This window comes from Pseudoalteromonas sp. S1650, assembly GCF_005887195.1.
GTDB classification, from domain to species: domain Bacteria; phylum Pseudomonadota; class Gammaproteobacteria; order Enterobacterales; family Alteromonadaceae; genus Pseudoalteromonas; species Pseudoalteromonas simplex.
Window position 1 is genome coordinate 1 of record NZ_PNDF01000006.1, and the last position, 25,356, is coordinate 25,356.

Below are 25,356 nucleotides of genomic sequence, written 5' to 3' on the forward strand. Positions count from 1 at the left end.
TATTTAAGCGGAATGGTATAATTCGTCTTTTATTAATGAACTTTACCTCTTCATTGTGCATGACGAATTACCACGCTGTTGGGTTTCGCTGCGCTCTACCCAACCTACGCCAGACCTTCAAGCTTTATCTTGCTAATAGACAACTCTGAAGTGCCTTGGCAGGGCTTTATTGCTTAGGGAGACTCTTACCCAAAAAACCACACCGCGCGGCTGTTCGCTGACATCTGAAAAGCTGATAGCTCTTTTTATGTTGGGTTTCGCTTCGCTCTACTCAACCTACGCCAGGCCTTAAAACTTTCCCCTTGCTAACTCGCTAACTTTACTCTAGCAACTCGCAACTCATCAGCTTATGAACCAAAAACAAAAACGCCAGCATATAGCTGGCGTTTTTTAATCTGAGGGTAAGCTTGGTATTAAGCTTTTGGACCTGCTGATTTGATTGCTTCTGAAACATCGTATTTAGCGAAGTTTTCAGTGAAGTCAGAAGCTAGTTTGTTTGCATATTCTGCGTACTTCTCTTTATCTTCCCATGTATTGATTGGGTTAAGAAGTTGGCTGTCTACACCAGGAACAGCAACTGGTACATCTAGGTTTAGAACGTCGATGTGTTGAGTTTCAACATCTGCCAGTTTACCTGATACGATTGCATCAACAACAGCACGTGTTGTTGGGATGTCAAAGCGTTGACCTGTACCGTAAGGGCCACCTGTCCAACCTGTGTTAACTAGGTATACTTTAGCGCCGAATTCACGTACACGCTTCATTAGAAGCTCTGCATAAACGCCAGCAGGACGAGGGAAGAAAGGAGCACCGAAACATGTTGAGAATGTAGACTCGATGTCGCTTGTAGAACCGATTTCAGTTGAACCGACTTTCGCTGTGTAACCGCTTAGGAAGTGGTATGCAGCAGCTTCTTCAGTTAGTACTGAAACTGGTGGTAATACACCGCTTACGTCACATGTTAAGAATACAACGGCTTTTGGCTCACCAGCACGGTTTTCTACTTTACGTTTTTCAACGTGCTCTAGTGGGTAAGCAGCTCGGCTATTTTGTGTCAGGCTTGTATCATGGAAATCTGGTACACGGTTTTCGTCAAGTACCACGTTTTCTAAGATTGTACCGAAACGAATTGCATTCCAAATAACTGGTTCGTTCTTTTGTGAAAGATCGATACATTTAGCATAACAACCACCTTCGATGTTAAATACGCTACCAGGTGCCCAACCGTGCTCGTCATCTCCAATAAGGAAGCGAGTAGGGTCTGCAGATAATGTTGTTTTACCTGTACCAGATAGACCGAAGAATAACGCAGTGTCGCCTGCTTCACCTACGTTTGCAGAGCAGTGCATTGGTAATACACCTTTTGCAGGAAGTAGGAAGTTTTGTACAGAGAACATTGATTTCTTCATTTCGCCAGCGTAGCGCATACCAGCTAGTAGAACTTTACGTTGTGCGAAGTTAATGATTACAGTGCCGTCACTGTTAGTGCCATCACGCTCTGGGTCACATACAAATGAAGGTACATTCATTACCTGCCACTCAGGGAAGTCTGCAGTATTGTATGTTTGTGGCTCGATAAACATGTTTTTGGCAAAAATATGATGCCATGCAGTTTCTGTTGTAACTACAACTGGTAAATAGTGCTCAGGATCAGCGCCAACTTCTAGGTGAGAGATGAAGTGGTCGTTGCTTTTCACGTGTTCTTCTACACGTGCCCATAACGCGTCAAACTTGTCTGCATCGAATGGGCGGTTAACGTTGCCCCATTGGATTTCGTTTTCAGTGCTTGGCTCTTGAACAATAAAACGATCTTTTGGAGAGCGGCCAGTGCGAGCACCGGTTTTAGCAACAAAAGCACCATTAGCGGCTAGAGTCCCTTCGCCACGACGAATAGCGTGTTCGACAAGTTCAGCTGCTGTAAGATCAACAAAACTAGTAGCGTTTGCAGTCATGTTTATACCTAAATTGTGAGAGATTGAACGGGATAGCTCTGGGGTTCTTAGTTTTCCCTTTTGCTAAAATAATAGTAACAGAAGGATTAGGGATATTCGAGTGTCTGAAGGGCCTAAAAAGGCATATATTTGGCAAAAAACATGAATAATTTCAATGATACCGGTGTCATAAAATGACGCATTTTCATGACACCGGTATCATTAGTTTTGATATTATTTTTAATAAAAAAGCCGCACTGATGGCGGCTTTGAATATAATAATTTTTATTATGATGTATTAATTAAAAATGGCTTTAATATCTTGCTCGTTGAATATGTAATCTTTTAAGCAATAATGACAGCTAATTTTTACTTCACCATTTGCTTGCACGTCGGCAAGTAATTCGTTTTGACCTACATTAACTAGTGCAGCAATTGTTTTGTCTCTGCTACAACCACAACGGAAACTAATAGACTGTGGTTCGAATAACTGAGGATTATCTTCATGGTAAAGTCGAGTCAGCACAGTGTTAGCATCTAAACCTAGTAACTCTTCATCTTTGATTGTGTTGCTAATCGCTTCTAGATGAGTAAAGTCTTCTACCGACTTTTCTTTATTAACGGGTAATACTTGTAAGAATAAGCCTGCTGCTTTTGCTGTGTCTGCTGTTACTTCAGTTGCAAACCAAAGACGTGTTTTTAATTGTTCCGATTGCTCAAAATAGTTTTCAAGGCATTTATCTAAGCTATCGTGTTCTAACGGTACAATACCTTGGTATCGCTCACCTTTAGTTGGCGTAATTGTAATAACCATATAGCCATTACCAATTAAGTCTTTTATTGAGCTACCGGTTACTTCACCTTGAAGGCGTGCGATGCCTCGCATGTTTTGTTTATCGTCACCATTAATTACGGCATATTTTACTGGGCCATCGCCTTGTAGTTGAACGGCAATTTCGCCTTCAAACTTTAAAGTAGCCGTCAATAAGCAGGTAGCAACAAGTAGTTCACCTAATAAGGTTTGCACAGGTGCTGGATAATTATGGTTTGCGATCATCTCTTGAAAAGAGTTTTCAATTTGTACGAGTTCACCACGTACATCGAGCTGATCAAATATATAACGATGAAGTAAATCTTGTTGCATGAGTTGCATTACCTAACTTGATTTCATTTTCAACAGTTCACGCCTTTGCTTCTTATCTGGTTTACGATCAGGATGTGGAGCAAAGAAGCTGTTGTTCTTACGGGCGATAGCATTTGCTTCGCGTTTCTCAATGCTTGCTTGAGTTTCTTGGTATAAGGTTTGTGCAATGGGGGCGCCTTGACGTTTTTCAAGGATCTTTTCAATTGTCACTACCTTTTCATCGACCCCTTGTAGTAGTTTAACTACTGCACCTACCTCGACAATTTTACTGGGCTTGGTACGTTGTCCATTATAATGCACTTTGCCACCTTGCACCATGTCTCTTGCTATTGAACGGGTTTTGTAAAAGCGGGCAGCCCATAACCATTTATCAAGGCGCACGCTTAATTCGTCTTGTTTGTCTTGTGACTTATGAGTGTTACCTTTTGACACAATTGTGCTCTTTTATAGTGCTGATATATAGGCAAAATTTACCATGAAACTTAATCACAAAGAAACAGTCATAGTTATTCCTTGCAGCCCCTGTTCGTTGAATTTACCTTGTTTACAAAGTTTAATATACGTGTGCTTGTTGAATGAAAAATGAAAAGGTACTATAGGCCAGCTATCAAGCAGTAAATTAAAATAAGAAATAGAGTTTATGGATCAACACTTACAACAAGTTAAACAGTTTTTGAACGGCTTACCTCATGCCAAGCTAAGTGCATTTGTAGTGCTGTTAGTTGTTGTTTACATTGCTTTTTTGTCATCCAAGCTGTTTTGGCTTGTATGGCCAGAACCCGATACAAGCGCATTGCCAGTAACAGGTGTTAATACCATGGCAAAGCGAGTTGAGACTGTTAGTTCTCGACAAATAATTGAGCAAAATTTATTCGGCAAAGTTGTTGTCGAAACTAAAAAGTCTGCCGCTAAACAAAATCAAGTCATTAACAACGCCCCTGAAACACGTCTAAGTATTAACCTAACCGGCATTGTTGCTGTAAGCCAAAATGACCAAGCAGGTCTTGCTATTATCGAATCTCAAGGAAAACAAGAAACCTATGTTGTCGATGATGCAATTAAAGGCACTCGCGCCAAGCTTGCTCAAGTATTACCTGACCGAGTAATTTTAGATGTTAGCGGTCGTTTTGAAACGTTAATGCTTGATGGTCTAGATTTTACGAAAACGGTGTCTATGCCAGTGTTAGCAGAGCGTGATGAATCAGAATTAACTGCAGGCCCTCAACTTGTCGAAAATAATGAAATAAATGCGACTGAAGATGAAGAGGTAAAAGAAGCGCTCATCGAAACGCGTGAAGAAGTATTAGACGATCCCGGTAAACTATTTGACTACATTCGCGTCTCTCAAGCGATGGTTGATGGCGAGTTAGTGGGGTACCGCTTAAGCCCAGGTAAAGATCCTGCTTTATTTAAGCAAATGGGACTAATGAATAATGATTTAGCTATTGCGATTAATGGCTATCAATTAAATGATTTGAAACAGGCAATGTCAGCAATAAACGAATTACGAAATAGTACTGACGCAAGTATCACTATCGAACGCGATGGTGAGCAAATTGATGTGCAATTTAGCCTGCAATAACTAGCTTTGGAGTTTTTATAGAATGGTTCACGCGCTACACCTCACAAAAATCAAAAAAGGGTTAGCTAAATATGCAGCGCTTTTTTTATTAACAGGATTATCGCTTTCAGTTTCAGCTGTTGAGTATGCGGCTAATTTTAAAGGCACTGATATTAATGAGTTTATTAATATCGTTGGTAAAAATTTAAATAAAACCGTCATTATTGACCCAAATGTGCGTGGCAAAGTAAATGTGCGCAGTTATGAGTTAATGGATGAAAAGCTTTATTATCAGTTCTTTTTAAATGTACTTGAGGTTTATGGTTATTCAGCTGTAGAGATGGATAACGGTATTATCAAAATTGAAAAAAGCTCTGACGCTAAAAAGTCAAATGTACCGCTTATCACTGAGGATAACCAAGCCAGTGGCGATATGATGGTAACGCGAGTTGTACGTGTTAAAAATGTAAGCGTACAAGAGCTTGGCCCGCTGGTTCGTCAATTTAGCGATCAAAAAGATGGCGGCCACGTTGCTAACTTTAATGCTGCGAACGTGATGATGTTGACCGGCCATGCAGCGTCAGTTAACCGCTTAGTAGAAATTATCCGCTCTGTTGACCAAGCTGGTGACAAGCGTGTTGATATTGTAAAGCTTAAGTTTGCTACCGCAGATGATGTAGTGTCTGTTGTTGAGAATATTTATAAAGATGGCGGTAAAGGAAGCGTTCCAGAATTTCTAATTCCTAAAGTAGTTGCTGATGGTCGAACTAACAGTGTGATTGTCAGTGGTGAAGCGCAAGCGCGTACTCGTGCTGTTGAATTAATTAGCCGTTTAGATGGTGAATTAGAAAACCAAGGTAACACTAAAGTTATCTACCTTAATTACGCCAAAGCAGAAGACCTTGTAAAAGTATTGCAGGGCGTAAGCAAAACACTAGCAGAAGATGCGCAAGGCGGTGCAACTAAAACGCGCTCTCGTAATCAAAACGAAACAAGTATTGAAGCACACCCTGATTCAAATTCACTTGTTATTACTGCACAGCCTGACACCATGCGCTCGCTTGAGCAAGTAATTGAGCGTCTTGATGTGCGTCGTGCGCAAGTTTTAGTTGAAGCTATCATTGTTGAAGTTTTAGAAGCTGATGGTATCAACTTAGGCTTACAGTGGATTTCAGAGCAAGGCGGAATGATGCAGTTTAACAACGGCACAACAGTACCAGTTGGTTCGTTAGCCGTTGCAGCTGAGCAAGCACGCGATAAAACGATTGAAGGTACGGTTGTAGGTACCGAAACTGGTACAGTCACCAAGACTTCTGAAACACAAGAAGGTGACTTAACGGCACTTGCCTCATTACTAGGTGGTATCAATGGTTTAGCCATGGGGATTGTTAAAAACGATTGGGGTGCAATTATCCAAGCTGTTTCAACCGATACAAACTCTAATATTCTTGCTACGCCGTCTGTAACGACCATGGATAACGAAGAAGCATCAATGATTGTTGGTCAAGAAGTACCGATTATCACAGGTTCGCAAACAGGCTCAAATAATGCGAATCCATTCCAAACAGTTGAACGTCAAGAAGTAGGTGTAAAACTTAAAGTGACACCACAAATCAATGACGGTTCAGCAGTTCAGTTAACGATTGAGCAAGAAGTGTCGAGTGTGAGTGGTGCTACTGCGGTCGATATTTCAGTAAACAAACGTGCCATTAAAACCACGGTTATGGCTGATGATGGTGGTATGGTTGTACTGGGCGGCTTGATTGATGAAGATGTGCAAGAAAGTGTCTCTAAGGTGCCATTATTAGGTGATATTCCAGTACTTGGCCATTTATTCCGCTCAACCAGCACCAGTAAGCGTAAACGTAACCTGATTGTATTTATTCGTCCTACCATTGTTCGCGATGGCATCAGCATGAATAAATTAAGCCACTCAAAATATAACTTTATCCGTGGCGAACAACACAAACAAAAAGAAGATGGTATTGATTTAATGCCATTAGAAGATGCGCCAATTCTTCCAGAGTGGGATGATGCCTTAGTATTACCACCAACTTACGAAGAATATTTAAAACAACAAAACGCGAATGAGCGCAACGATGACTAATGCAATTTCTGAAATCAATGACGAGCTAGCATCAGACGTATCAGCTAATCATGATGAGCTGCTAACAAGTGATGATCTTGTTAGCTTGCCAACTAAGCGGTTGCCATTCTCGTATGCGCGTCGCACAGGTGTGCTGTTAGGTAAAGATCAAGACAACTGGACAGTTTATTACCGCGGTGAGTTGGATGTTAACGCTTTACTTGAGGTGCGTCGTATTGCGGGTCATGGTTTTTCGCTAGAACAATTACCTGATGATAAATTTGAGCTGTTGCTTGAGGCTTCTTATCAGCGTGATAGTTCTGAAACACAGCAAATGATGGAAGATATCGGCAACGAGGTTGATTTATTCTCGCTTGCAGATGAGTTACCGCAAACTGAAGATCTCCTTGCTGGTGATGATGATGCGCCAATCATCAAGCTGATAAACGCGATGCTCAGCGAAGCAATTAAAGAAGGTGCTTCAGATATTCATATCGAAACCTTTGAGCAAGAGCTGGTAATTCGCTTTAGGGTTGATGGCGTATTAAAAGAAGTTTTAAAGCCGAATCGTAAACTCGCTTCACTGTTGGTGTCGCGTATTAAGGTTATGGCGAAACTAGATATTGCTGAAAAGCGGATTCCGCAAGATGGCCGTATTAGTTTGCGTATTGCTGGTCGTGCCGTAGATGTGCGTGTATCGACTATGCCATCAAGCTTTGGTGAGCGTGTCGTGCTACGTCTACTTGATAAAAACAACGCACGCCTGAACCTAGAAGATTTAGGTATGACTGAGCGTAACCGTGAATTGTTTGCTGATTTAATCAGTAAGCCGCACGGTATTATCTTAGTAACCGGTCCTACGGGTTCTGGTAAAAGTACCACCTTGTATGCGGGTATGAGCCAAATCAACTCACGGGACCGTAATATTCTTACCGTTGAAGATCCAATTGAGTACGAGATCCCAGGCATTGGTCAAACTCAGGTTAATACCAAGGTAGATATGACCTTTGCCCGAGGCTTACGTGCCATCCTTCGTCAAGACCCTGACGTCGTAATGGTGGGTGAGATCCGTGACCTTGAAACAGCACAAATTGGTGTGCAAGCGTCATTAACCGGTCACTTGGTTATGTCAACACTGCATACTAATACAGCTGCTGGTGCTATCACGCGTATGGAAGATATGGGTGTAGAGCCTTTCTTACTGTCATCATCGTTACTCGGTGTATTGTCACAACGTCTTGTACGTACTTTATGTAATAGCTGTAAAGAAGGTCACATTGCTGATGAGCGCGAGTGTCAGTTATTAGGTGTCAATCCTGCTGAGCCGCCAACAATTTATCGTGCAGTTGGTTGTGAAGAGTGTAACTTTAATGGTTATCGCGGTCGTACTGGTATTCATGAGTTGCTGGTTGTTGATGAAACAATTCGCGAAATGATCCACAGCGGTAAAGGCGAACAAAGTGTTGAGAAGTACATTCGTAAACATAGCCCAAGTATTCGCCAAGATGGCTGTAATCGCGTACTTGCAGGTCGCACTACCTTAGAAGAAGTCTTGCGTGTAACACGTGAGGAAGGTTAATCATGGCAGCATTTGAATACCGTGCCCTCGACGGCAGAGGTAAAGAGAAAAAAGGCATTCTTGAAGCCGATACGGTAAAGCAAATCCGCCAAACTTTGCGCGATCAAGGTTTAATGCCTTTAGAGGTCGTTGCTGCTGCAGAAGGTGAAAAGCAAGCGACTGGGGCAAAGGGCTCTTTATTTGGGAGTTTCTTTAAACCAAAAATTTCGACTTCAGATTTAGCATTAATCACTCGTCAGCTTGCAACCTTAATCCAGTCAGCATTACCTGTTGAAGGGGCTGTCATGGCGGTGGCTGAGCAATGTGAAAAGCCGCGTTTAAAGCGCATGCTTATGGCAGTGCGCTCAAAGGTTGTTGAAGGTTATACCTTAGCTGATGGCATGAGCGAGTTTCCGCATGTCTTTGATGATTTGTATCGTGCTATGGTGGCAGCTGGTGAAAAATCGGGTCACCTAGACCAAGTTTTAAATCGTTTAGCAGATTACACGGAACAACGTCAGCATATGCGTAGTCAAATCACACAGGCGATGGTGTATCCAACCATTCTTGTGGTATTTGCTATTGCGATTGTCTCTGTATTGTTAGGTACTGTGGTACCTAAAATCTTGAAGACCTTCGAAAAATCAAAACAAGTATTACCCTGGACGACTGAATGGGTAATGGCCGCCAGTAATTTTGTGCAAAACTACTGGTTTATTAGTTTAGTCATTATAACCGTGTTAGCTGTGGCCATTAAGCAAGCGCTTAAACAGCCGCATATTCGTTACTGGTATGACGAAAAAGTGCTGCATTTACCGGGCATTGGTAAGGTAGCTCGCGGTGTTAATACGGCGCGTTTTGCCCGAACTTTAAGTATTTTATCGTCAAGCTCAGTGCCGCTACTTGAAGGGATGCGTATCTCTGGTGGTGTACTGGCTAACGAAAAAATGAAAAAGTCGGTGCAAGATGCTGCAACACGTGTAAGTGAAGGGGCGAGCCTTCGTGCTTCACTTCAACAAACCAAACTTTTCCCACCTATGATGCTACACATGATAGCCAGTGGTGAAAAATCAGGTGAACTTGAGCAAATGCTGGAACGTGCTGCAAATAACCAAGATCGTGAGTTTGAGAGCATGGTAAACGTGTCTCTGAAACTATTAGAGCCCGCGATGATTGCTTCAATGGCGGTAATTGTATTGTTTATTGTTATGGCAATACTACAGCCGATTATGGCAATGAATAAGGCTGTAGGTCTTTAAATTAGGGAACACTAGAGCAATTAGCAGCTAACACTGCCGCTCTATAATAAATTTTTGAAGAAAGTTAGAGGTATTTTTGTGAACAAACAGTCAGGTTTCTCATTACTAGAAGTCATGGTAGTACTGGTTATTATCGGTATGATCATGTCAATTGTGGCGCCAAATATCATGGGTCAGCAAGAAGAAGCTGCAATCGATAAAGCACACTTAGATATTCAACAAATTGAAGATGCGTTAAGCCTATACAAGCTTAAAAACAAAGCGTATCCAACCACAGAGCAAGGCTTAGAAGCGCTAGTGAATAAAACAAGCATTGAGCCAATTCCAAAGCGTTTTCCTGATGGCGGTTTCCTTGAGAAGTTACCAGAAGATCCATGGGGTAATCCTTACCAGCTAATCAGCCCAGGAGAAATCGGTAAAATTGATATCTTCTCAATGGGTCCTGATGGTGAAGCAGGTACTGATGATGACATCGGTAACTGGGATGAAGAAAAGTAATAATGCCTAAATTCAGCCAACTGAGCAAAGCTTATACACATCAAGGCTTACTATTATGGTAAGCCTTGGTCGTTTGCGTTTGGCTGGCCGTGCTAAGCACGCGAAAGGGTTTAGCCTCATCGAAATATTAATGGTGCTTGTGGTGATTGGTTTTGTCACCAAAATGGTTGCCTACAGTTTTGATGGTGGTGCTGAAGAAGAACTCGAAAAACAAGCGCTCAGATTACATACTACGATTAATATGGCGTCTGAGTTTGCGATTTTAAATCAGGTTGAGCTGGGCTTTCATCTTGACCAAGATACATTTGAATTTTTAGTTTTTGACGGTGATAAGTGGGTTACTTTTGACCGTGAAAAATTGTTTGCCCCAATTAAGGTTGATGAGCGCTTTGAACTCACTCTTAACCTTGATGATTTAGCCTGGGCACAAGATAACTTGCTAGAGCAGTCCAACTGGCGTGAATTAATGAGCGGTGGTGACGAAGACAGCTTACTTGAGCTGCAAAAGCTCAAAATACCGCAAGTCCTTATTTTATCTTCTGGCGAAGTCAGTGCGTTTCAATTGATTTACGAGCTTAAAGATGAGCGTGAACCACAGTATTTTATCGAAGGCGAATTTATGGCCCCGGTAAAGTTTCGTATGGAGCCTGAGTAATGAATAAGTCAGCAGGTTTTACCTTACTCGAAGTGATGGTTGCCTTGGCTATTTGTGCAATGGCCGGTATTGCCGCAATGCAGGCAACCGGTGAGCACATTAATCACCTATCGTCGATTGAAGAACAAACTTATGCTTCTTGGGTTGCCGAGAACGTAATGGTTGAGCAGCGCGCTAAAGGCGATAAATGGACAGGCAAAAGTGGCGTCAAAGGCACTGAAACACTCGCTGGTTTTGAATGGTACTGGCGTCAGGATGTGGTTCCTACTGCTGATAAAACCTTTGTAAAGGTCACCATTAACGTATTCGCCGATGAAAAGCTTGAATACCCAGTGTATGAGCTTTCTACTTATTTGAATAAAGGTGATAAGTAGTGAAGCAACGCGGTTTTACCTTACTTGAAGTAATTGTCGCCATGGGTATTTTAGCCTTTGTGGTGTTATCGACCCATCAAATTCTTGATTCGACAACCAAAGCAAAAGAAGCCTCAGACGAGACGATTGCTGAGTTAAATGGTTATCAAACCTTATTTCGTTTGATGGACCAAGATTTTAGTCAAATGACTAAGCGTCAGGTTCGAAACGAAGCTGGTGATTTTCAAGACACGTATGTTTTGGCTGGTCGTTATATTCTTGATAGCCAATACGATGGCATTGGCTTTGTTCGTGATGGTTGGATTAACCCGATTAATCTATTACCGCGCTCTGAACTGCAAGCGGTTGGTTATCGCGTGATAGATGATAATCTTGAACGAGTGTATCGGGTGTATGTTGATCAACTAGATAACATGGAGCCGCGCTCACAAGTCATTTTGGAAGATATTGAAGATCTGAAATTTGAATTTTTAGATGACAAAGACGAGTGGCAAGAGCAGTGGCAAATTAAAGCGCTGCCAAAAGCGGTTGCAGTCACTATTCAAAAAATAGAACAGGAGCCAATTCGTCGCGTGTTTTTGGTGCCAGGTGAGGGCAAAGTAACTACTCAAACAAATAATAGTAATAACGGCGCTAATGGTAATAACAATAATAATAGCGGAACGGGTGGCTAGTCATGACTACAATGAATCGCTCCAAAGGTGCGGCGCTTGTTATTGTGCTATTTATTGTGGCGCTGGCTGCGATGTTAGCCGTTGAGATGAGTGCTAATTTAATGGTGCAAGTGCAGCGTAGTAGCAATATTCAAAACCATCAACAGGCTAAATGGTATGCCTTTGCAGCTGAAGAGCTGGCAATTAAAGCACTAAAACAAACTAAAAAAGATGATCCTGATAAAACGCATTTAGAGCAAATTTGGGCGCAGCAGGGCGGGGTTCCTTATCCTGTTGATAATGGTACCTTAAGTGGCACGATTACAGATTTACAAGCATGTTTAAACTTAAATGCATTGCATGTAAAACCAGATCCGCAGACGGATCCAAATAATAAAACGAACCCAGCACATAAGGCATTGTTGGCATTATTAGAAAACATTGAGAATTTACCAACGGATGAATCAGAAGAAGCCATGGCCGATAGTGTGTTTGATTGGTTAGATGAAGATAGTATTACCTATCGCTCAGGTGCAGAAGAAGATGAGTATTTATCTCGACAATACCCATATATGACGGCAAATAGTTACTTTGCTTCGACCTCTGAACTTCGTTTGGTAAAAGGTTTTAACCCACTCGTTATGGAGAAACTCTTACCATTTGTGTGTGTTATTCCTGGCAGTGAGTTGCTGCAAATAAACGTTAATACACTACCTGCAGAAAGTGCGATTTTATTAAGCTCGCTTATTGATGGCTTAAGCCTTTCAGGCGCTGAAGCGGTATTATCATCACGTCCTCAAGATGGGTATGATGATTTAGAAGCTTTTTTTGAAGAGGTTAACCAACAAGGCGCACAAAACGTGAAAGCCGTTGAAAATCTATTCAGTATCAACAGTGAATATTTTAAACTACAAACGCAGGCTGAATTTGCAGAGCTGCGTTTTTCGATGACCACCTTACTCCATGCCACTAATGGTACAGTAACGATACTGGCGCGAAAATTTGGAGGCGTACAGTGACAGAGATATTGTTGATCCGTACGGGTCAAACGTTAAAAGACAGCCTTAACTGGCTAATTTACTCACCAATAGAACAAGAAATAATTGCCAGCGGTGAAATTGCCAATGCAACACAACTTGGTGAGCTAACAGAAAAAGCACAATCACGGGAAGTAGTCGCACTTTTACCAAGCGATCAGGTACAACTTAAAACAGTTACCCTACCAACTAAGTGGAACCGTAAGTTAGAGCAAGCACTTCCTTACATGCTAGAAGAAGAAATAGCCTGTGATGTTGATGACTTATTCATAGCGATTGCTGAGCCAACACTTGTTGATGAAAAGCACGCTATTAACATCGCGATGACCGACCGTGAATGGTTTGAGCAATGGCTAGCTGAGTTTAATGAGCATGGCATCGAAGTATATAAAATACTGCCGGATGCTTTATTGTTACCTGATGTTGATGACAACACTCAGTTACGCGCTATTGAGCTTAATGGCCAGTGGCTATGTAAACAGGGTAATTGGCATATTGCCGCTGTAGAGCCGAACTGGCTTGCTGGCTATTTAACAGCATTAGGTAACCCTGATGTTGCACACTTTAGCCCTGCAACGGCTTTTCCTGACACAGTTAACCTTAGTGCTCAAACGCAGCAATACGATTTACCTTTAGCCTTATTTGCTAAGCAGTTACCTGAAGTGAAATTCAACCTTCGCCAAGGTGTTTATCAGCTTAAGAAAAAATCAGCGATTTGGTGGGGCTATTGGCAAAAAGCAGCTATTGCAGCAGGTGTTGCACTAGTTTGCAGTGTGGGTGTTAAGTCGCTTGAGCTTTATAAGTTAAATAACCAGCTTGAAGCCGCAAAAGCAGAAGTGGTTGCTAATTATCAGCGTGCTTTTCCAAATAAAAAAGTGCGACCTCAGCTTATCCGTAGTCAAATTCGCAGCGAACTTGCATTGATAGAAGGTGGCAGCACTGCTGGCTTCTTAGATTTGACTAACGATCTTGTCTCGATTTTTAGTGAAGTAAACGACTTCACACCAGAAACGCTTCGCTACGATCAAGGTCGTAACGAATTACGTATTCGCGCGCGCGGCAAAGATTTCCAGTCATTCAGTAAAGTAAAAGCAATATTAGAGCAGCGTGGCTTAACCGTAGATCAAGGCTCGCTGAACAATGATGGTGATTATGTCGTTGGTGAAATTAAGTTACGAGGTGCGGCATGAAAAACCAAATAATCAATTATTGGCGCTCGTTAAAAGAACAAGAGCAGCAACTTGTAATGGTTGCAGGTGGTGTGTTTGTTATTTTTGTGCTGGTTATGGGGGTCTTTCGTCCACTTAACGCTGCTATCGAAAAAGCAGAGCAAGACACAATAAAACAGCAAGAGCTGTTGGCGTGGGTTGATGAAAGTATTGTTAAACTTAAAGCGAGTGGTAATGCACGTAATACGAGCAGCCGTAGCTTAAGCCAAATCGTTAATAGCACCCGTAATCGTTATCAAATTATCATTAGCAAAATGCAGCCAAATGACAATTCACTTCGTTTAACCATTGACTCTGTTGAGTTTAATAACCTTGTTGAATGGTTAGATGAACTGGTTAATTCACATGGTGTGCTAATCGAGAATTTAGATTTAAGTAAAGATGACAAATCAGGCTTTGTGCGTGTAAGTCGTTTGGTACTAGAGAAGTAAACGATGAAAAGAGTTATTTTATTAATCACAGTGTTTGTGATGTGTTTTTTGGTGTTTACGCTGGTAAAAACACCCGCTGCCGTTGCACTTGATTTAGCCAAGCCACATTTACCAAAGCAATTACAATTAGGTAAAGCCAGTGGCACGCTATGGGACGGGCGCATTATGCAGGTACGTTTTGATGGTGAGCAATTAAACAATGTGCGTTGGCAATTGTCGGGGTGGTCACTGTTTACAGGTAAATTAGTGGGTACGGTACGTTTTGGTGATCCTCGTGATAAAGCGGATATTTCAGGCCATGCTGATTTTTCTTACGGTTTATTTAACCAAGCGGTTACTGTGAAAAAGACCACTTTACGCTTAACAGTTGAACGTGCCATGCAACGTTTACAACTACCTTTGCCGATTAGTGCGCAAGGTCGTGTGATTGTAGATTTAGATGAGTACAGCTCAGGCGAGCCTTATTGTGAAAGTCTAAGCGGCGAAATTGCGAGCCCGAACATTGATGTGAAAGGAATGAATAATTGGTTTAGCATTGGTCCTTTAAGTGGCCGTTTAAGCTGTAAATCCGGTGATGTAGCAGTACTTGTAGACCCTGAAAACCGTTTAGGGCTTGAAGCTGATGCAGTATTAAAAGCGAACCTAGACTTTAAAGTAGCTGGTTATATTAAACCTGAAGCAAGCTTACCGAAAGAAGTGCATGATGCTGCGAAGTTTCTTGGTCGTCCTGATAACGAAGGTCGTTATCCGCTTAACTTTTAAATTGGATTAATTGAATAGTATGCAATTACCTGAGTTTTCAAAGCAGCAAAGCGAGCTTTTAAGTCAGTTTTTAGCGCAGCATCAAGATGCGCTTAGCTTGGCGCAAACCCAAGGTTATTTATTTGCGGTGATCTGTGCTCCTGAGCCGCTTGATGTTCACCAGTGGTTAGAAGAAGTTGCACCTGGTTCTGATGGGCAAATGGATGAGCAAGTGCTGTTTGCATTTATGGCTTTATATCAACAGATCAGCGAACAAGTATTCGAGACGGGTTTTGCATTACCTGTGAGCTTACAGCTGAGCTCGCAAGGGCAACAATACCTAGATATTCAAGAATGTCAGCATTGGAGCCAAGGTTTTATGCATGGTGCGCAAGGTTACGTTAACAAGCTATTAAGCGCGCCACAGTTAGCTGATGAGTTAAAAGAAGCCTTGGCTACAGCTCTGCAAAGCTTAGGCTTTTTTACCCTTGAAGCGAGTGGAATTGCAGCCCTTGCAACTGATAATGGTTTATCTGAAGGGCAACTATGCCAGCAGCAATATGAAGTAATGAATGAATTCGCCGCTGGCTTTGCAGAGTTAATTGAAGTCGTTGCTGTAAATAGCCAACTATATAATGATGAGAGCTGGAACTAACCCAGCTCGAGTAGGATGTTTGTGCAACCTTTGGCACAGCATACTACGCCTTTACCTGGCTGATCAGTTTTCAAATCTAAGGTGAGGGCGCCTTTACACTCTTCGCAGTATAAGGTTTGACCCTTGCCCAGCTTTTTTAACATATTACGTTGTTTAGCAAACGAGTCGCTGGTTTTTTTGTTTAAAGCAGAAAAGTCCATTACTTGTTTAGCCTTTCTTCAAGCGCATTCGAAACAATACTACAAACACGATTCAAGCGTTCGCCATAAAAGTACAAGTTAATATCTTTTTCACGGCAATAATGAAGGTGAAAGAGTTGTAGTTTATCGTCGGTAGTGAATGTGTCTTCAATATACTCAAGCTCTGAGTTTGATAAATTAAGTTGTGACTTAATATTATTTTTAGCCATATTAGCGGCAGGACTTCGGTTTACCTTACTAGCATCAGAAATCATACCGACTCCCTCACCTAGTAACCTGTCCCTAGGTTCTTTGATCAAAGGATGATCAATTGTGAAAAGTGCTAAAATTATAAGCACTAAGATGAGAAATTTTTTCATAGTCCAATAAACTTTGATCTGAATGAATAGGTGGTAGCTGCAAGTTTAATAAAATGGTTGTTTTAAAAGCAAGCAGATACGATTAAATAGTTAAAAGTTCGTATATGAAATCTAACCCTGAAATTTTCCATAGATTGAGTATAATGCAATATATAGATTTAAAGTTTCAGAAATCTTTGAACGTAATGAGATGTATTCTGATTTGCTTATTGGCACAGAAACCTCTTACTGCAAACATATGTTTGAGTATTATTTCCTAGTGGCGTTGAGGAATTTTAATGGATAATCAGATTAAGGTTAAAAATATCCCAACGGAAGTAAAAATCCAGAAACCGGAAAATGCTTCCCTCGATGATAGATTTAATCCACGTAACCGTATTTATGTTCGAGCTGTAACTGGCTTACACCAATTGTTAAGGCAGCGAATTGGTTTTATCGGCATGCTTGCGTTCATGCTACTACCTTGGATTAACTTCCATGGCCAGCAAGCTGTACTGTTCGATTTGGTAGGACAAAAGTTTAACATTTTTGGTTTAACGCTTTGGCCACAAGATCTGACTATCCTTGCTTTCATTTTAATGTTGGCGGCGTTTGCGTTGTTCTTAGTAACTACTTTCTATGGACGGGTTTGGTGTGGTTATACTTGCCCACAAACTGTTTGGACTTTCATTTTTATTTGGTTTGAAGAAAAGTTTGAAGGTACAGCTAATCAGCGAAAGAAACTAGATCAACGCCCGATGGACTTTGATAAGTTTTGGCGAAAAAGCGCCAAGCACGGTAGCTGGTGGTTATTCTCACTTTATACAGCGTTTACTTTTGTTGGTTATTTTACGCCTATCCGCCAGTTGCTACCTGATCTTTTTACCCTTGATGCAACAGCGTATTCGTATATTTGTTTAGCCGTATTTGCAGCCTGTACTTATGGTAATGCGGGTTGGATGCGCGAGATTATGTGTTTACACATTTGTCCTTATTCTCGCTTTCAATCAGCTATGTTCGATAAAGATACCTTTACCGTGAGCTATGATGAGGCACGTGGTGAGAGCCGCGGCCCACGTTCACGCAAGCAAGATCCAAAAGAGCTTGGCTTAGGTGATTGTATCGACTGTAACTTATGTGTGCAGGTGTGCCCTACGGGGATCGATATTCGTAACGGCTTACAATATGAGTGTATTAACTGTGGTGCATGTATCGATGCGTGTGATGGGGTGATGGATAAAATGAATTACCCACGCGGCCTTATTTCCTACACCACAGAACGCAACTTAGAAACGCCAGACAACAAAACACACGCACTGCGCCCTAAGTTAATTGGTTATTTAGTTATCTTAGTGGTGTTAACAGGGGCGCTGGTGGCAAATATTGCGATGCGTAAACCGATGGAATTGGATATCATCCGTGACCGTAATCAGCTATACCGTGTTGACTTTAATGGCCTAGTTGAAAACACCTATACACTAAAAGTAATTAACAAAGCTCAGCATCAGCAAACCTTTAATATTCGTGTTGAAGGGCTTGATAACTTTGAGTACATTGGCAAACAAACTTTCACAGTACCTTCTGGCGAGTCTTATAACGTGCCACTGTCATTGGTTGTTGATCCATATGATTTGAAAAAGCCGATGACGAAGTTTGAGTTCGTACTTTCTGTCGATGGTGAGCCTGATGTGCAGATTTCACAGCCGAGTAACTTCTTTAAGGCGCGATAATTAAGTACACTGAGCGAATGAATAAAAAGCGGGATTTTCCCGCTTTTTTTATATGATGAGGCATTATGAGTAAATTTAGTTTTGTAGACCTTACACCCGATTCAATTTTAGATGCGGTTGAAAGTATCGGTGTTTATGCTGAATCAGGGCTGCTGGCATTAAATAGCTACGAGAACCGTGTTTATCAATTTAAAGCAGAAGATGGCCATCGTTATGTTGTTAAGTTTTACCGTCCAGAGCGCTGGAGTAAGGCGCAAATCTTAGAAGAGCATGCATTTGCATTTGAACTCGCTGAGGCCGAAGTGCCAGTTGTTGCACCTGTAATTATCGAAGGGCAAAGCTTATTTGAGCATGATGGTTATTTGTTTACGTTATTCCCAAGTGTGGGCGGGCGTATTTTTGAAGTTGATAATTTAGATCAACTCGATGTACTTGGCCGCTTAATTGGGCGAATGCACCAAGTAGCAAAAACAAAGCCATTTGAACATAGACCTGTGATCAGCTGTGAAGAATATCTTAAGACAGCTAAAGTTCAGTTACAGGCAAGTAACTTGGTGCCAATGGCATTAGAGAACGCCTTTTATACTATTTTAGATTTGGTGATCAAAGAAACCACACAGCAGTATAAAAATGTTGAAACTATTCGTCTGCACGGTGACTGTCATGCCGGCAATATACTGTGGTCTGGTGATGCATTAATGTTTGTTGATTTAGACGACAGTCGACAAGGGCCTGCAATTCAAGATCTTTGGATGATGCTCAGTGGCGATCGTAACAATCAACTGTTACAGTTAGACACTTTAGTCGCAGCGTACGAAGAATTTAGCGATTTTGATCACAGCCAATTAAAGCTGATTGAACCACTTAGAGCGATGCGAATGGTGCATTACATGGGCTGGTTGGCGAAAAGGTGGGATGATCCTGCGTTCCCGCGGAACTTTTCATGGTTTGCTGAAGACAAATACTGGGAGCAGCAAATACTAGCGTTAAAAGAACAGCTTGCAGCGCTACAAGAAGCACCATTAAAATTATTACCATAAATTTTTAAAGTTAATAAAGTCGAGAGAACAATGTTTAAAAAATTAAAGTTAAGTCTACTCATTTTATGTTTACCTTTTGCGGCCTTTGCTGCTGATTTTGAAGCAGGTAATCAATACGAAGTATTAAAAGTTGAGAAAAGTGCAACACCTCAAGTAACCGAGTTCTTTTCATTTTATTGCCCACACTGTTTTCAGTTTGAACCAGTTGCAAAAGCATTAACGGCAAGTCTTCCTGAAGGGACTGAATTTGTAAAAAGTCATGTTAACTTTTTAGGCGGTGTGTCTAAGCAAACTCAAAGTAACTTAAGCTATGCCTACTTAATTGCTAAGCAACATGGCAAAGCAGAACAAGTAGCTGATCAAATCTTTAACAGCATCCATAGACAACGTGCCTTACTTAAAGACATGAAAGACGTTAAAGCACTACTTGCAACTAATGGTATTAGTAATGAAGTGTTTGATGCTGAAATTGCAAGCATGCCAGTGATTAGCGCTGAAAAAGCGATGCAAGATAAGCAGCAAAAATATTCAGACATGGGCGCCTTAACAGGTGTACCAACTTTTATCGTCAATGATAAATACAAAATTAATTTAAATACCATCAAGAGCCAGCAGATGCTTGATGAATTAGTCGAATTTTTATTAAAACAATAATTTTGGAGTAAAGAAGTAATGATCAAGTTAGTAAAAGCTGTATTAATGGCTGCCACGCTAGGTTTAGCGGCAAATGCCTCAGCTGCTCAATATGAAGAAGGTAAGCATTATGAAACGATTGATGCACGCGCTTCTAAAAAGCCAGAAGTAAAAGAGTTCTTCTCATTCTACTGCCCACACTGTAATAACTTCGAGCCAGTTGTGAAAGAGCTTAAAACACTTCTTAAAGATGGCGTTAAATTCAAAAAGAGCCATGTTGATTTTTCAGGTCCTCGTGACCCAGAAATTCAAACCATTTTAGCGCAAGGTTATGCGACGGCTAATGTGTTACCACAGAAAGACGCGTTAGTAGCCGCTGTGTTTAATCATATTCACGGTAAGCGTGCTCGTATTAACGAACTAGCTGATATGAAAGACATCTTTGTTTCACAAGGTGTATCGGCTGAAGATTTTGATAAGTACTACAACAGCTTTTCTGTACGTACTATGGCGTCTAAAATGAAACGTGACCAAGAATACTACCAACAAAAAGGTGCTTTAAAAGGCGTTCCAACTTTTATTGTTAATGGTAAATATCGCTTAATCTTAGGTGCGGACTCAGGCATCAGTGATGCAAAGAGCATGGCAGATTTAATTAACTACCTAGCTGATAAATAAGCTAATTAGTTAAATTTAATTCAAAGCTCCGTTCGCGGAGCTTTTTTATTGGTAAAGCAAATGCAAAAACTATTAGTTTCAAGCTGTTTGTTAGGAAACCCTGTTCGTTATGACGGGCAATCGCAAAACTTACTCCATCCTGGTTTAGAAACTCTTAAACAGCAAGAAAGGCTCGTTGCATTCTGCCCTGAAGTAGCTGGTGGCTTACCTACACCAAGGCCGCCTGCAGAAATCAAAGTGGGTAGAGTACTTACCAAAGATGCGCAAGATGTCACAGTGCAGTTTGCTTATGGCGCAGAACAAGCACTTAAACTTTGCAAAAAACAGGGCATTCGCTATGCGTTGTTAAAAGAATCAAGCCCGTCATGTGGTCGCAATACTATTTACGATGGTAGTCATTCAGGAAAGAAAATTTCAGGGATGGGGTTAACTGCAAGGCTGTTAACTGACAATGGTATAGCTGTATTCAGCGAGCAGCAGTTGCCAGCGCTATTTGCTGCGCTGGCAGAGTGATTTTATTTACGTTGTAAAAACACACCTGATTCAATGTGATGGGTGTAAGGGAATTGATCAAAAATTGCAAAACGTTTTACTTCATGGGTTTTGCATAAGTGATCAAGGTCACGTTCTAGGGTATCGGGATTACACGAGATATAAATAATGTTGTCGTAGTTCGCAACTAGGTCACAAGTTAGCGTGTCCATGCCAGCACGTGGTGGATCCACCAAGATTGTTTGGCAGTTATAGCTTTTCAGGTCTATGCCATCTAAACGAGAGAAGGTACGTTCGCCTTTCATTGCTTGAGTGAACTCTTCACTCGACATACGAATGATATCTAAGTTCTCAACCTTGTTTTGTGCAATATTGTATTGTGCTGAGTAAACCGATGATTTTGATATCTCAGTGGCTAATACCCGGTCGAATGAACCCGCAAGAGCAATCGAAAAGTTACCATTTCCACAATATAACTCCAGTAAGTCATTATTGAGGGGTTGGCAAAGCGCTTGTGCCCACTCTAGCATCTTGATGTTTACTTTCGCATTCGGTTGCGTAAAGCTATTTTCGACTTGCTGATAAATAAGCTCTTTACCGTTTACGTTTAAACGCTCGATAACGTAATCATTACCAATCACTTCTTTTTGCTTACGAGCACGGCCAATAAAATCAATCTTAAACTGTGTGCTCAGTTTTGCTTTAAGCTCTTTAATTGCTTGTAGCCACTGCTCATCTAGTTGTTTGTGATACAATAAGCTAACAAGGATCTCGCCACTTAAGCTTGAAAGGTAATCGATTTGAAACAGCTTACGGCGCAGAACTTCATTGTCTTTTAAGTTTTCGATCATCGCTTGCATCACTTCACCCACTAAAGGTGCTGCAGGGTCAAACTCATCTACGCGGATCTTTTCTTTAGTTTGTTGATCAAACATGATGTGAAACAGGTCTTCACCTTCATGCCAAACACGAAACTCTGCACGTTGGCGGTAATGAATAGGATCAGAGCCGAACACTTCTAATTTTTCGACCCCAAAACGTCGAAACTGTGAGGTGATGCGCTGCTCTTTCTCACTCAATTGTGCATCATATTGAGTTGTATCAATTTTTATAACCGCCATGGCTGATTACCTTTTATCTCTTAGCTGTATAACGGCGCTATTGTAGGGAGCGCTGAGGATTTGTCTAGTTTTGTTATTTATTTTAGTGTCGTTTTTTTATACAAAAACTTAAGTTCTGTGGTTTTTGGCCGATAATGAGTTAACCATAACATGGAGTCGGATCATGAAAATTGGCAACCTAGGCTATATGCCTAATACAAATGTGAATAAATACAATGGTAAACAGGCTCTGCAGCAGCCTACCATTCAAAATCGTCAAGATAGTTATCAACAACGCGGTCGTGAGCTCGCGGCAAAAGTTCTTGATGATAAACTTGCTGAGGCACTTGGTTTACCTAAAGCCGAAGAGAAAAAAGATAAACCGCTGTTCGACTTTGAAGAGATCGTGAAAAACGTACTCGACTTTGTTGGCGGTGCACTTCGTAAAGCAAAAGCCGATGGTGCTGATGATGAAAAACTCAAAGGCATGCTAGGTGATGCACGTAAAGGTGTGCAAATGGGCATCGACGATGCGTATGATGAGCTTAAAGAGTCAGGTATTCTTAACGATGACATCGAAGAGGGTATCGAAAAGTCTAAAGAAGGTATCTTTAAAGGTATTGATGAATTAGAAGAAGACTTGTTCAATCCTAAACCTAATGCGGTTTCAGTCAGCCAAGCTCAATACATCAGCTTAAGTAATAACGCGGAGTACACTTTCACCACCGCTGAAGGTGATGAAGTTAGTATTAGCTTTGCTGATGCATACGAAAGTAAGTCTGCAAGCAGTTATAGCAAAAATGGCGACAACGAAGCCTTTGTCAGTGAGTCTTCGCAATCACGTGATTTATCATTCTCGATGTCGGTCAATGGTGATTTAAATGAGCAAGAGCAGCAAGCTATCAATGAATTGATGGAAGACTTGCAGAGTGTTAGCGAAACATTCTTCTCTGGTTCATTAGAAGAAGCCTTTGAACAAGCTAAAGAGCTGAACTTAGGTAACGAGCAACTAGTCGGCTTTACCATGGATCTAAAACAAACCAAAACAGTAGCAGCGATTAAAGGGTATGAAGAATATAAACCTGCTCCTGAAAAAGAAGTTGCTGAGAAAATAGCGCCATTTAATGACGATTTGAAACAGGCGTTTAATAAAGCGGGCGATATTGGTTTGCAAAATGAACTGGCTGGCATCTTACAATGGTTAAACCAAGATAAAGAAGAAGTCAGTGAGCTGGTGGATTATACCAAAGCAATGTTCGAACAAATGAATAAGCTACGCTCGGCAACAGAAGAAGAGGCTTAGTCCTTTCTTTCTTTTTATAAAGCTGCATGGCAAACTGCTGACCTTTGATGATCCGAGGTAAGCAGTTTGTCAGTTCATATAATGGTGTTTGATTCTGGTATAGGTGGAACAACCGTACTTGAACAGATCCAAGCATTGATTCCAGGTGCTGATTATAGTTATTTTATGGACAATGCTTTATTGCCCTATGGCGCGCAAAGTCAGCAAACGATCATAGCCCGCCTTTTAGCGCTACTACAGTTTATCGAGACAGCAAACTTACACGTTGATATCCTAGTTATTGCGTGTAATACCGCCTCTACCTCTGCCTTAGATACTATTCGTCAGCACACAAGTATAGAAGTTGTCGGGGTAGTACCTGCAATAAAGCCTGCTTGCGCTATAAGTAACAGCAAACATATTGGTTTACTGGCAACACCATCAACCATCAAGAGTCGCTATACTGCAAATTTAATTAGTACTCATAGCCAAGACACACAAGTCAGCTTATATGGCTCAACTGAGCTGGTAGAAATTGCAGAAACACTATTTCATACGCAGAAAATCAATAAAGCAAAGCTTGAGAAAGTATTGAGTAATTTAGCGATAGCAGAAGATATAGATGTACTGGTACTTGGCTGTACACACTTTCCATTACTAGCCAGCGCGATTAGTGACTATTATAAACAACAGATCTTCCTTATTGACTCAGGCAAAGCCATTGCTAAGCGCGTTGAGAGTTTGATTACTTTACGAGGCTTTACTTTTACAACCGATAAAAAAAAGCCGCTGCACTATTATGCAACGGCTCCTATTGGTCATTCGCAATTAAGCGTTGAGCTTATTACGCTGACTGATCAGATCCCTCACGAAAGCTGTTAGCTTCGTTCTCTTGTTTTTGTTTTGCTTCACGCACTTTTAAAGTACGTTGTTGGAATTCGCTATCATTTAATTGATTGATTGCTTTATCTGCATCAGCTTCAGCCATTTCAACAAAACCAAAGCCACGACGTTTACCTGTATTTTTATCTTTTAATAAACGTACATTGAAAACTTTGCCTTGTTCTTCGAATAAAGCACGAACAACACCTTCATTAGCACGATAAGGTAGGTTGCCAACATAAAGTGTTTTTGTTTTTACTTCGGCCTCCTCACTTGACGCTGATGAAAGTGCTGCAATAACTAAAGCACCAATTAATAAGCCTGCACCAAATAGCAATGCTGGGTCTAAAGCTAAGCTTGCAAGTGCGAACTTAACAACCACAAAACCTAAAACAGCAAGAATAACGGAGAAAAGAAAAGATTTTTGATCGGGTAATTTCATTTTGATCTACCAATAAACAAGAAATAAACATTAATTTAACATTGTGAACTTGCTATCTTAACGAGTTAAATGAACATAGCAATGAAATTTGCATTAAATTATGAATATTGGCTTAAAAAACAGCCATAATAGCGACCGTTTTTGCTGTTTTCGGTAAATTTAGTTCGCTTTTTGAGCGAACAGTAAAAAGATCGAAAAAAAGTGTTGATCTGTTTTTGGATCTCCCTATAATGCGACCCCACTGACACGGCGGGCAGCAACGAAAGGCGCTGAACAAAGTGACACAGAGTTAAGTGAAACTTCTGTTTCAAATAATCGAAAGAAAGTTTGAAATTAAGTGTTGACTCGAAAAATTAAGGATGTATTATACGCATCCCTAGCGACAACGTCGCAATGTTCTTTAACAATATAAAGCAATCATCTGTGTGGGCACTCGTACAGATTGAGTTCTAACAGCGAAGCTTAGTTTACTAAGTGAAGCAAACAAATTTAGAGTCTCAATTTCTTATGAGTGACTATATAGTCAATTTATACAGAATTCATTGAGCACGAAACTTCGGTTTCAAAAAACTTTTAATTGAAGAGTTTGATCATGGCTCAGATTGAACGCTGGCGGCAGGCCTAACACATGCAAGTCGAGCGGTAACAGAGAGTAGCTTGCTACTCTGCTGACGAGCGGCGGACGGGTGAGTAATGCTTGGGAATATGCCTGATGGTCGCGGGCAAC

Annotated in this window: 27 protein-coding genes and 1 rRNA gene; 21 read left to right on the forward strand and 7 right to left on the reverse strand. The window is 41.1% G+C overall.

What is annotated here, in order from left to right; all coding sequences use genetic code 11:
- Nucleotides 1–413: 413 nt before the first annotated feature.
- The 3 genes from CWB80_RS00260 to hslR all read right to left on the reverse strand — a co-directional run bounded on the left by CWB80_RS00260 (nucleotide 414) and on the right by hslR (nucleotide 3,510).
- Nucleotides 414–1,952: a phosphoenolpyruvate carboxykinase gene (locus tag CWB80_RS00260; RefSeq protein ID WP_138601257.1), complete on the reverse strand. Its 1,539-nt coding sequence runs from the start codon at nucleotides 1,950–1,952 to the stop codon at nucleotides 414–416.
- Nucleotides 1,953–2,229: 277 nt separating this feature from the next.
- Nucleotides 2,230–3,075 carry an Hsp33 family molecular chaperone HslO gene (gene hslO / locus CWB80_RS00265; protein ID WP_138601254.1) on the reverse strand — a complete coding sequence of 282 codons (846 nt, stop codon included), beginning with the start codon at nucleotides 3,073–3,075 and terminating at the stop codon, nucleotides 2,230–2,232.
- A gap of 12 nt (nucleotides 3,076–3,087) precedes the next feature.
- A complete protein-coding gene (gene hslR, locus CWB80_RS00270) occupies nucleotides 3,088–3,510 on the reverse strand; it encodes a ribosome-associated heat shock protein Hsp15 (protein WP_138601251.1) in 423 nt (140 codons plus the stop codon).
- Nucleotides 3,511–3,715: 205 nt separating this feature from the next.
- On the opposite strand from hslR, the gene gspC reads away from it, so the two are divergent.
- The 13 genes from gspC (at nucleotide 3,716) to CWB80_RS00335 (ending at nucleotide 15,812) form a co-directional block, all read left to right on the forward strand.
- On the forward strand, nucleotides 3,716–4,657 hold the full coding sequence (gene gspC, locus CWB80_RS00275; RefSeq protein ID WP_138601248.1) for a type II secretion system protein GspC: 942 nt from the start codon (nucleotides 3,716–3,718) through the stop codon (nucleotides 4,655–4,657).
- Nucleotides 4,658–4,679: 22 nt separating this feature from the next.
- Entirely contained in the window at nucleotides 4,680–6,743 is a 2,064-nt protein-coding gene (gspD, locus tag CWB80_RS00280) for a type II secretion system secretin GspD (RefSeq protein WP_054554840.1), read from the forward strand.
- Nucleotides 6,736–8,301, forward strand: coding sequence for a type II secretion system ATPase GspE (gspE, locus tag CWB80_RS00285; protein WP_054554841.1), 1,566 nt, complete (start codon nucleotides 6,736–6,738; stop codon nucleotides 8,299–8,301). Before gspD ends, gspE begins: the two co-directional genes overlap by 8 nt.
- Before the next feature lie 2 nt (nucleotides 8,302–8,303).
- Nucleotides 8,304–9,539 carry a type II secretion system inner membrane protein GspF gene (gene gspF, locus CWB80_RS00290; RefSeq protein ID WP_054554842.1) on the forward strand — a complete coding sequence of 412 codons (1,236 nt, stop codon included), beginning with the start codon at nucleotides 8,304–8,306 and terminating at the stop codon, nucleotides 9,537–9,539.
- 78 nt (nucleotides 9,540–9,617) lie between these two features.
- Complete coding sequence (gene gspG, locus CWB80_RS00295; protein WP_054554843.1) at nucleotides 9,618–10,037, forward strand: type II secretion system major pseudopilin GspG; 420 nt, start codon at nucleotides 9,618–9,620, stop codon at nucleotides 10,035–10,037.
- A 55-nt stretch (nucleotides 10,038–10,092) separates the two neighbouring features.
- Nucleotides 10,093–10,692: a prepilin-type N-terminal cleavage/methylation domain-containing protein gene (locus tag CWB80_RS00300; RefSeq protein ID WP_054554844.1), complete on the forward strand. Its 600-nt coding sequence runs from the start codon at nucleotides 10,093–10,095 to the stop codon at nucleotides 10,690–10,692.
- Complete coding sequence (gspI, locus tag CWB80_RS00305) at nucleotides 10,692–11,066, forward strand: type II secretion system minor pseudopilin GspI (protein ID WP_054554845.1); 375 nt, start codon at nucleotides 10,692–10,694, stop codon at nucleotides 11,064–11,066. Before CWB80_RS00300 ends, gspI begins: the two co-directional genes overlap by 1 nt.
- Nucleotides 11,066–11,740: a type II secretion system minor pseudopilin GspJ gene (gene gspJ / locus CWB80_RS00310; protein WP_138601245.1), complete on the forward strand. Its 675-nt coding sequence runs from the start codon at nucleotides 11,066–11,068 to the stop codon at nucleotides 11,738–11,740. Before gspI ends, gspJ begins: the two co-directional genes overlap by 1 nt.
- 11 nt (nucleotides 11,741–11,751) lie before the next feature.
- Entirely contained in the window at nucleotides 11,752–12,738 is a 987-nt protein-coding gene (gene gspK, locus CWB80_RS00315) for a type II secretion system minor pseudopilin GspK (RefSeq protein WP_138601263.1), read from the forward strand.
- Nucleotides 12,735–13,946, forward strand: coding sequence for a type II secretion system protein GspL (gene gspL, locus CWB80_RS00320; protein WP_054554847.1), 1,212 nt, complete (start codon nucleotides 12,735–12,737; stop codon nucleotides 13,944–13,946). Before gspK ends, gspL begins: the two co-directional genes overlap by 4 nt.
- Complete coding sequence (locus tag CWB80_RS00325) at nucleotides 13,943–14,416, forward strand: type II secretion system protein M (protein WP_054554848.1); 474 nt, start codon at nucleotides 13,943–13,945, stop codon at nucleotides 14,414–14,416. Before gspL ends, CWB80_RS00325 begins: the two co-directional genes overlap by 4 nt.
- Nucleotides 14,417–14,419: 3 nt before the next feature.
- Nucleotides 14,420–15,178, forward strand: coding sequence for a type II secretion system protein N (locus tag CWB80_RS00330; RefSeq protein ID WP_138601242.1), 759 nt, complete (start codon nucleotides 14,420–14,422; stop codon nucleotides 15,176–15,178).
- A gap of 19 nt (nucleotides 15,179–15,197) precedes the next feature.
- Nucleotides 15,198–15,812, forward strand: a complete 615-nt coding sequence (locus CWB80_RS00335; protein ID WP_138601260.1) for a YecA/YgfB family protein — start codon at nucleotides 15,198–15,200, stop codon at nucleotides 15,810–15,812.
- Here the strand turns inward: CWB80_RS00335 and CWB80_RS22835 are convergent.
- Entirely contained in the window at nucleotides 15,809–16,012 is a 204-nt protein-coding gene (locus CWB80_RS22835; protein ID WP_054554851.1) for a hypothetical protein, read from the reverse strand. The genes CWB80_RS00335 and CWB80_RS22835 overlap by 4 nt on opposite strands.
- The gene (locus tag CWB80_RS00345) at nucleotides 16,012–16,371 is read right to left on the reverse strand and encodes a hypothetical protein (RefSeq protein WP_054554852.1); all 360 of its coding nucleotides are present in this window, start codon (nucleotides 16,369–16,371) and stop codon (nucleotides 16,012–16,014) included. The genes CWB80_RS22835 and CWB80_RS00345 overlap by 1 nt, the downstream gene beginning before the upstream one ends.
- Before the next feature lie 278 nt (nucleotides 16,372–16,649).
- On the opposite strand from CWB80_RS00345, the gene ccoG reads away from it, so the two are divergent.
- The 5 genes from ccoG (at nucleotide 16,650) to CWB80_RS00370 (ending at nucleotide 20,944) form a co-directional block, all read left to right on the forward strand.
- The gene (gene ccoG, locus CWB80_RS00350; protein WP_138601239.1) at nucleotides 16,650–18,080 is read left to right on the forward strand and encodes a cytochrome c oxidase accessory protein CcoG; all 1,431 of its coding nucleotides are present in this window, start codon (nucleotides 16,650–16,652) and stop codon (nucleotides 18,078–18,080) included.
- 65 nt (nucleotides 18,081–18,145) lie between these two features.
- Complete coding sequence (locus CWB80_RS00355; RefSeq protein ID WP_138601236.1) at nucleotides 18,146–19,120, forward strand: serine/threonine protein kinase; 975 nt, start codon at nucleotides 18,146–18,148, stop codon at nucleotides 19,118–19,120.
- Nucleotides 19,121–19,150: 30 nt separating this feature from the next.
- Nucleotides 19,151–19,774, forward strand: a complete 624-nt coding sequence (locus CWB80_RS00360; protein ID WP_138601233.1) for a thiol:disulfide interchange protein DsbA/DsbL — start codon at nucleotides 19,151–19,153, stop codon at nucleotides 19,772–19,774.
- Nucleotides 19,775–19,792: 18 nt separating this feature from the next.
- Nucleotides 19,793–20,431, forward strand: coding sequence for a thiol:disulfide interchange protein DsbA/DsbL (locus tag CWB80_RS00365; RefSeq protein WP_138601230.1), 639 nt, complete (start codon nucleotides 19,793–19,795; stop codon nucleotides 20,429–20,431).
- Nucleotides 20,432–20,491: 60 nt separating this feature from the next.
- Complete coding sequence (locus CWB80_RS00370) at nucleotides 20,492–20,944, forward strand: 2-thiouracil desulfurase family protein (RefSeq protein WP_138601227.1); 453 nt, start codon at nucleotides 20,492–20,494, stop codon at nucleotides 20,942–20,944.
- 2 nt (nucleotides 20,945–20,946) lie between these two features.
- On the opposite strand, the gene trmA is transcribed toward CWB80_RS00370, so the two are convergent.
- Nucleotides 20,947–22,044 carry a tRNA (uridine(54)-C5)-methyltransferase TrmA gene (trmA, locus tag CWB80_RS00375; protein WP_138601224.1) on the reverse strand — a complete coding sequence of 366 codons (1,098 nt, stop codon included), beginning with the start codon at nucleotides 22,042–22,044 and terminating at the stop codon, nucleotides 20,947–20,949.
- A 163-nt stretch (nucleotides 22,045–22,207) separates the two neighbouring features.
- Here trmA and CWB80_RS00380 point away from each other — a divergent pair, with 163 nt between their 5' ends.
- Together CWB80_RS00380 and murI are read left to right on the forward strand one after the other, a co-directional pair.
- Nucleotides 22,208–23,326, forward strand: a complete 1,119-nt coding sequence (locus CWB80_RS00380) for a DUF5610 domain-containing protein (protein ID WP_138601221.1) — start codon at nucleotides 22,208–22,210, stop codon at nucleotides 23,324–23,326.
- 66 nt (nucleotides 23,327–23,392) lie between these two features.
- The gene (gene murI, locus CWB80_RS00385) at nucleotides 23,393–24,187 is read left to right on the forward strand and encodes a glutamate racemase (RefSeq protein ID WP_138601218.1); all 795 of its coding nucleotides are present in this window, start codon (nucleotides 23,393–23,395) and stop codon (nucleotides 24,185–24,187) included.
- Here the strand turns inward: murI and CWB80_RS00390 are convergent.
- Nucleotides 24,150–24,629 carry an RNA recognition motif domain-containing protein gene (locus tag CWB80_RS00390; RefSeq protein ID WP_054564068.1) on the reverse strand — a complete coding sequence of 160 codons (480 nt, stop codon included), beginning with the start codon at nucleotides 24,627–24,629 and terminating at the stop codon, nucleotides 24,150–24,152. The genes murI and CWB80_RS00390 overlap by 38 nt on opposite strands.
- A 574-nt stretch (nucleotides 24,630–25,203) precedes the next feature.
- Here CWB80_RS00390 and CWB80_RS00395 point away from each other — a divergent pair.
- Nucleotides 25,204–25,356 (forward strand): 16S ribosomal RNA (locus CWB80_RS00395); the annotation flags it as partial.

Coding starts and splice junctions, on each gene's coding strand:
- CWB80_RS00260 (WP_138601257.1), bottom strand. CDS start 1,952: ATGACTGCAAACGCTACTAGTTTTGTTGATCTTACAGCAGCTGAACTT.
- hslO (WP_138601254.1), bottom strand. CDS start 3,075: ATGCAACAAGATTTACTTCATCGTTATATATTTGATCAGCTCGATGTA.
- gspC (WP_138601248.1), top strand. CDS start 3,716: ATGGATCAACACTTACAACAAGTTAAACAGTTTTTGAACGGCTTACCT.
- gspD (WP_054554840.1), top strand. CDS start 4,680: ATGGTTCACGCGCTACACCTCACAAAAATCAAAAAAGGGTTAGCTAAA.
- gspE (WP_054554841.1), top strand. CDS start 6,736: ATGACTAATGCAATTTCTGAAATCAATGACGAGCTAGCATCAGACGTA.
- gspF (WP_054554842.1), top strand. CDS start 8,304: ATGGCAGCATTTGAATACCGTGCCCTCGACGGCAGAGGTAAAGAGAAA.
- CWB80_RS00300 (WP_054554844.1), top strand. CDS start 10,093: ATGGTAAGCCTTGGTCGTTTGCGTTTGGCTGGCCGTGCTAAGCACGCG.
- gspI (WP_054554845.1), top strand. CDS start 10,692: ATGAATAAGTCAGCAGGTTTTACCTTACTCGAAGTGATGGTTGCCTTG.
- gspK (WP_138601263.1), top strand. CDS start 11,752: ATGAATCGCTCCAAAGGTGCGGCGCTTGTTATTGTGCTATTTATTGTG.
- CWB80_RS00325 (WP_054554848.1), top strand. CDS start 13,943: ATGAAAAACCAAATAATCAATTATTGGCGCTCGTTAAAAGAACAAGAG.
- CWB80_RS00330 (WP_138601242.1), top strand. CDS start 14,420: ATGAAAAGAGTTATTTTATTAATCACAGTGTTTGTGATGTGTTTTTTG.
- CWB80_RS00335 (WP_138601260.1), top strand. CDS start 15,198: ATGCAATTACCTGAGTTTTCAAAGCAGCAAAGCGAGCTTTTAAGTCAG.
- CWB80_RS22835 (WP_054554851.1), bottom strand. CDS start 16,012: ATGGACTTTTCTGCTTTAAACAAAAAAACCAGCGACTCGTTTGCTAAA.
- CWB80_RS00345 (WP_054554852.1), bottom strand. CDS start 16,371: ATGAAAAAATTTCTCATCTTAGTGCTTATAATTTTAGCACTTTTCACA.
- ccoG (WP_138601239.1), top strand. CDS start 16,650: ATGGATAATCAGATTAAGGTTAAAAATATCCCAACGGAAGTAAAAATC.
- CWB80_RS00355 (WP_138601236.1), top strand. CDS start 18,146: ATGAGTAAATTTAGTTTTGTAGACCTTACACCCGATTCAATTTTAGAT.
- CWB80_RS00360 (WP_138601233.1), top strand. CDS start 19,151: ATGTTTAAAAAATTAAAGTTAAGTCTACTCATTTTATGTTTACCTTTT.
- CWB80_RS00365 (WP_138601230.1), top strand. CDS start 19,793: ATGATCAAGTTAGTAAAAGCTGTATTAATGGCTGCCACGCTAGGTTTA.
- CWB80_RS00370 (WP_138601227.1), top strand. CDS start 20,492: ATGCAAAAACTATTAGTTTCAAGCTGTTTGTTAGGAAACCCTGTTCGT.
- trmA (WP_138601224.1), bottom strand. CDS start 22,044: ATGGCGGTTATAAAAATTGATACAACTCAATATGATGCACAATTGAGT.
- CWB80_RS00380 (WP_138601221.1), top strand. CDS start 22,208: ATGAAAATTGGCAACCTAGGCTATATGCCTAATACAAATGTGAATAAA.
- CWB80_RS00390 (WP_054564068.1), bottom strand. CDS start 24,629: ATGAAATTACCCGATCAAAAATCTTTTCTTTTCTCCGTTATTCTTGCT.